The 4,076-nt window shown below is 66.9% G+C and carries 6 protein-coding genes; 2 read left to right on the forward strand and 4 right to left on the reverse strand.

Annotation, left to right across the window (positions count from 1 at the left end; all coding sequences use genetic code 11):
- Nucleotides 1-79 precede the first annotated feature (79 nt).
- Together CLV70_RS38610 and CLV70_RS38615 are read right to left on the reverse strand one after the other, a co-directional pair.
- Nucleotides 80-307: a DUF6036 family nucleotidyltransferase gene (locus tag CLV70_RS38610; RefSeq protein ID WP_106131565.1), complete on the reverse strand. Its 228-nt coding sequence runs from the start codon at nucleotides 305-307 to the stop codon at nucleotides 80-82.
- Nucleotides 304-684: a hypothetical protein gene (locus CLV70_RS38615; RefSeq protein WP_146164360.1), complete on the reverse strand. Its 381-nt coding sequence runs from the start codon at nucleotides 682-684 to the stop codon at nucleotides 304-306. Before CLV70_RS38615 ends, CLV70_RS38610 begins: the two co-directional genes overlap by 4 nt.
- Before the next feature lie 154 nt (nucleotides 685-838).
- Here CLV70_RS38615 and CLV70_RS38620 point away from each other — a divergent pair, with 154 nt between their 5' ends.
- Complete coding sequence (locus tag CLV70_RS38620) at nucleotides 839-1,765, forward strand: SEC-C metal-binding domain-containing protein (RefSeq protein WP_158277947.1); 927 nt, start codon at nucleotides 839-841, stop codon at nucleotides 1,763-1,765.
- Nucleotides 1,766-1,774: 9 nt separating this feature from the next.
- Here the strand turns inward: CLV70_RS38620 and CLV70_RS38625 are convergent, their stop codons facing one another.
- Entirely contained in the window at nucleotides 1,775-2,581 is an 807-nt protein-coding gene (locus CLV70_RS38625; RefSeq protein WP_211304061.1) for a DUF2399 domain-containing protein, read from the reverse strand.
- A 49-nt stretch (nucleotides 2,582-2,630) separates the two neighbouring features.
- On the opposite strand from CLV70_RS38625, the gene CLV70_RS38630 reads away from it, so the two are divergent.
- A protein-coding gene (locus CLV70_RS38630; RefSeq protein ID WP_425440287.1) for an IS3 family transposase occupies nucleotides 2,631-3,847 on the forward strand; the annotation gives its coding sequence in 2 pieces (ribosomal slippage) (nucleotides 2,631-2,934 and nucleotides 2,934-3,847; 1,218 coding nt in all).
- Between the two features lie 16 nt (nucleotides 3,848-3,863).
- Here CLV70_RS38630 and CLV70_RS38635 read toward each other — a convergent pair.
- The coding region (locus CLV70_RS38635; protein WP_211304062.1) for a transposase at nucleotides 3,864-4,076 on the reverse strand (213 nt) is incomplete at its 5' end.

Here is a 4,076-nt window from a genome sequence, read left to right on the forward strand (position 1 = left end):
ACGCGGCCTCACCCGCTTCTTACGCCTCCACAGAGGCCGAACACATTCCAAATCTCCTGGCCAGCGAGCCACTGGCCGACTATGCAATCGCCCTGGCCACATTGCGGGCTTCCTCCAGGACGACGCCATGCGGTACGAACGTAGCGTCTACATCTCTCGTCACGCGCTTGGCGTCGTATGCCAGCGCCATCGCGGCGCCGCCGACGATGAAGAGGTCCGCCACGAGGCCGCGGCGGGCCAGGCGGTCGCCCAACGCCGAGAAGGCTCGCTCGAGTTCGGCTCGGCCGAGAAGTCCGTCGTCAGTCATGCGGCGTCCAGGTCGCGTGCGGACAGGTAGACCCCATGCTTGCGGAAGGCGGCAGGCGCCCAGATGAGCGCCTCCATCCGCTTCGACGGCAACGAGGAAGGAAACCACGGTGTCGTCAGCACCCGAGACCTGGCCCAATCAGGTGGCGATCGGTCGAGCTGCGCGGCGAGATGTTCGGCGAGCGCACCAAGCAGGACATCCCACCGCTCGTCACCCGTCATGGGTGGCTCCTCGAGCAGTAGGTCAGCCTGCTTGGCGGCGGGCTCCCACCGATATTCCTCAAGAAACTCCCATACGAGCTTCCACCGGATCTTCGCATCAGGCTGACGCGACAGGTGGCCGGCCAGGTCAACCAACGTCATGGGTTGATACGCCATGATCGACTTTTTCTCCTCCCGCTTCGCCCTCAGTTCGATCGTACGAGCTACCGCGATCCGGAGACGATCAACCCGCCCGTTGGGTCGACTGCGGCCCTACCCGGTCGGGCGACCGCTGGAGTTGATCAGCCTTTCGGCTAGTACGATCCGCGGCATGGCCCATGCCGACACGAAGCTGGCAGAAGAGCTCGAAGCCGACGCCGACACTTACGCTGAGGAGCGCTCAGAAATTCTGCTGGAGGCCGCCGACGCTTGGCAACGGGCCGGGCACTCGGACCGTGCCCGCGCCATCCTCGACGACCTCATCCAGAGCGGCGGCGAATACGGGTGCGACGCCCGCATTCAACTGGCCGACCTGCACCTGCAGGCAGGCGACACCGAGATGGCGTACGCCGACCTCAATGCTGCAGCGAAAGATCCCGCCCTGGGCGAACGGCAGTGCGAACTCGCCGCGGAACTCCTCGCCGCGCACGGCGACCTCGACCACGCCGCCCGCTGGTACGACCGCGCTGCCGCTCGCCTCACCAGCGAGCAACTCGACGCACTGCGCCGCCGCGATCAGTGGCTCACCATCGGCACGACCATCATGCTGCGCAACCGGCAGCACGTACGTCAGCAGCTCGGACACTCCCCCGACCTGCTCGACACCCTGGTCCCCGAGCTGACCGATCCGGAGCAGCCGACCACAGCCGAAGACGTTCTCGACCTGATGGACTCCGGCTATACCCCGCGGCAGACCCGCATGCTCACCTTCCAACGCGACCAACGCCGACTCGCCCAGCAGCAATGGCCCGGCGTCTACGAGCAACCAGAAGACGAGTACTACGACGCCGCCGAACACCGGTGGCGCGAGGTACGCGACGGCGGAGTCCCCTCGATCACGGTCGTCGCCGCCCAGGTCGACGATCTCATCGAGTTTGCCCGCCAGCATGGCGGTTCGCCGACGGACGCGAACACCAAACGGCGCTACTGCGAGACCGCACCCGACCATCTCACGATCAGCTGGCCGCCGGAACGCAACGCCACCTGCTGGTGCGGCTCCGCCCGCAAATACAAGAAGTGCTGCGGCCGGCCCCGGTAGCAAGTCGGACTATCGGCATTCGAGGTCGCCGAGTAGATCGGAGAGGACGAACTCTTCGTGAACGGCCAGACCGTGCGAGGACATGGCTGCAGCCAGGCCCGGGTCCCACGGTGTCGGCACGGACCGGCCCGTCAGCGCGATGGCGTGGTCGGCGTCGAGCGCGGTAACAGCTGCGATGTAGTTCTCGGCGGACATCCGCCAGGCAGCGGCCCCTTGCTTCAGGACACGTCCTGCGATCGACACGCCGGGCCAGTCGAAGTCACCGTGGTAACGAACGGGATTGCCCGCCTCGACCAGGCGACCTAGCAACCGCGTGCCGACGCTCGCCGGATTGCCGGACAAGCAGAGGAGCGGCGTTGTCGTTGCCGCTCGCACCGCTGCCTGCATCACCTGCGGGTTCTCGCAGACCGACACGACCTGACCCGACGGGAGCCATGGGGCGGAGCCCGCAACGGCGAGTTCGTGAAGGGTCAGATGCGTGACCACGCCAAGATCGGCGCGGTCACGCATCATCGACGACCAGCCATCGGATCCTGGTGGGCGAACTTGCCAGACAAGCACGGTTCCGGAGAGCGTGTCGGTGGCGACGCCCAGCGCCGCCCACAGGTCTCGCCGGTCGGTGGCGGACTCCGGGATCGGCCGATCGAGGGCATGCGCCGCAGCGCGAAGGAGCACTGAGGAGGCGAGGGTCGACTCGTCGAGGCCGTGTGCGGTCCCGGTGACCCTGCTTGCCAAGGCAGCCAGTTCCCAGGTGAGCTCGGGTACAGCCGTCGTATTGCGGTTATCTGCCGGGCCTTGCCCCCTGATCTTGGACACTTGAACCTGGGATCTTGAGGTTCCAGGTGGATCAGGAGTCCTGAAGAAGATGGCGAACAAGCACTATCCCGTGCAGTTCAAGGCTGACGCGGTGGCGTTGTACCGGTCTCGGCCGGGTGCGACGATCGCGTCGATCGCCGATGACCTGGGCGTCAACAGGGAGACCCTGCGTAGCTGGGTGCGGCTCGACGATGAGCGTCGTGGCGTGAGTCCCCGGCCGACGCGTGCGGTCTCGGCGACCGGTGAGCCGGCCGGCGCGGTCGAGCAGGAGAACGCCGAGTTGCGCCGACGGGTCCGTGAGCTGGAGGAAGAACGCGACATTCTGCGTAAGGCGGCCCGGTATTTCGCCGGGGAGACGCGCTGGTGAACCGCTTCCAGTTCGTCGCCGACCACCAGGCGCGCTACGGCGTGAAGCGGTTGTGCCAGATCCTGAACATCGCCCGCTCGAGTTTCTACTACTGGAAGGCCACCGCGCCGGATCGGGCCGCTCGTGACGCCGCGGACGCGGCTCTGGCCGCCCGGATCCGGGGCGTGCACGCCCGTCATGACGGCACTTACGGGGCGCCGCGGGTCACCGCCGAACTCCACGACCGGGGCGAGCGGGTCAACCGGAAGAAGGTGGCGCGGGTGATGCGCCGCTACCGCATCCAGGGCCTGCGGCTGCGCCGGCGGGTGACCACCACCATCACGGACCCGGCCGCGACGAAGGCTCCGGATCTGATCGGCCGGGACTTCACCGCCGCCCGGGTCAATGAGCGCTACGTCGGCGACATCACCTACTTACCGGTCGGTGAACGCGGATTCCTTTACCTGGCAACGGTTATCGACCTGCACTCACGACGTTTGGCGGGGTGGGCGATCGCTGATCACATGCGCACCGAGCTGGTCATCGATGCCCTCGCCGCCGCCGAACGGACCCGCAGCAGCCTCGCCGGGGCGATCATGCACACCGACCACGGCGCTCAATACACATCGAAGGCGTTCGCCGCCGCCTGCGCCGCTGCCGGGGTCCGGCAATCGATGAGCGCCGTCGGCAGCTCCGCTGACAACGCCCTCGCCGAATCTTTCAACGCGACCTTCAAACGCGAGACCCTGCAAGGCCGCCGTTCCTTCGGCGACGAACGTGACGCCCGCCTGACCTCGTTCCGATGGCTGCACCGCTACAACACCGTCCGGCGTCACTCCCGCCTCGGACAGCAATCCCCGAACGCCTACGAGAACAGCACCCGAACGACGTCCGTTACGCTGGCCCCGGCCGCATACTGAGCTTTTGGGGTCAGGGTCAGGGCGGTGCCAGTCCGCTGGTGGCGAGGAATCCGTAGGCGAGGGTGGGCCGGTATTGCATCTGTTTGAGCCTGTTTTTCGCGACGCGGAGCAGGTCGTCGATGCGGCCGGGGGCCAGGTTGGCCATGCTGCGTTTGAGGCTGGACCACAGGTTCTCCACGGGGTTGAGTTCCGGGGCGTAGCCGGGAAGACGGTAGACGCGTAGCCAGGG

It is taken from the genome of Pseudosporangium ferrugineum, from assembly GCF_003002065.1.
GTDB classification, from domain to species: Bacteria; Actinomycetota; Actinomycetes; order Mycobacteriales; family Micromonosporaceae; genus Actinoplanes; species Actinoplanes ferrugineus_A.

Bases quoted from the DNA above. Each gene is read 5' to 3' on its own strand.
- CLV70_RS38620 (WP_158277947.1), top strand. From the start codon at position 839: ATGGCCCATGCCGACACGAAGCTGGCAGAAGAGCTCGAAGCCGACGCC.
- CLV70_RS38615 (WP_146164360.1), bottom strand. From the start codon at position 684: ATGGCGTATCAACCCATGACGTTGGTTGACCTGGCCGGCCACCTGTCG.
- CLV70_RS38610 (WP_106131565.1), bottom strand. From the start codon at position 307: ATGACTGACGACGGACTTCTCGGCCGAGCCGAACTCGAGCGAGCCTTC.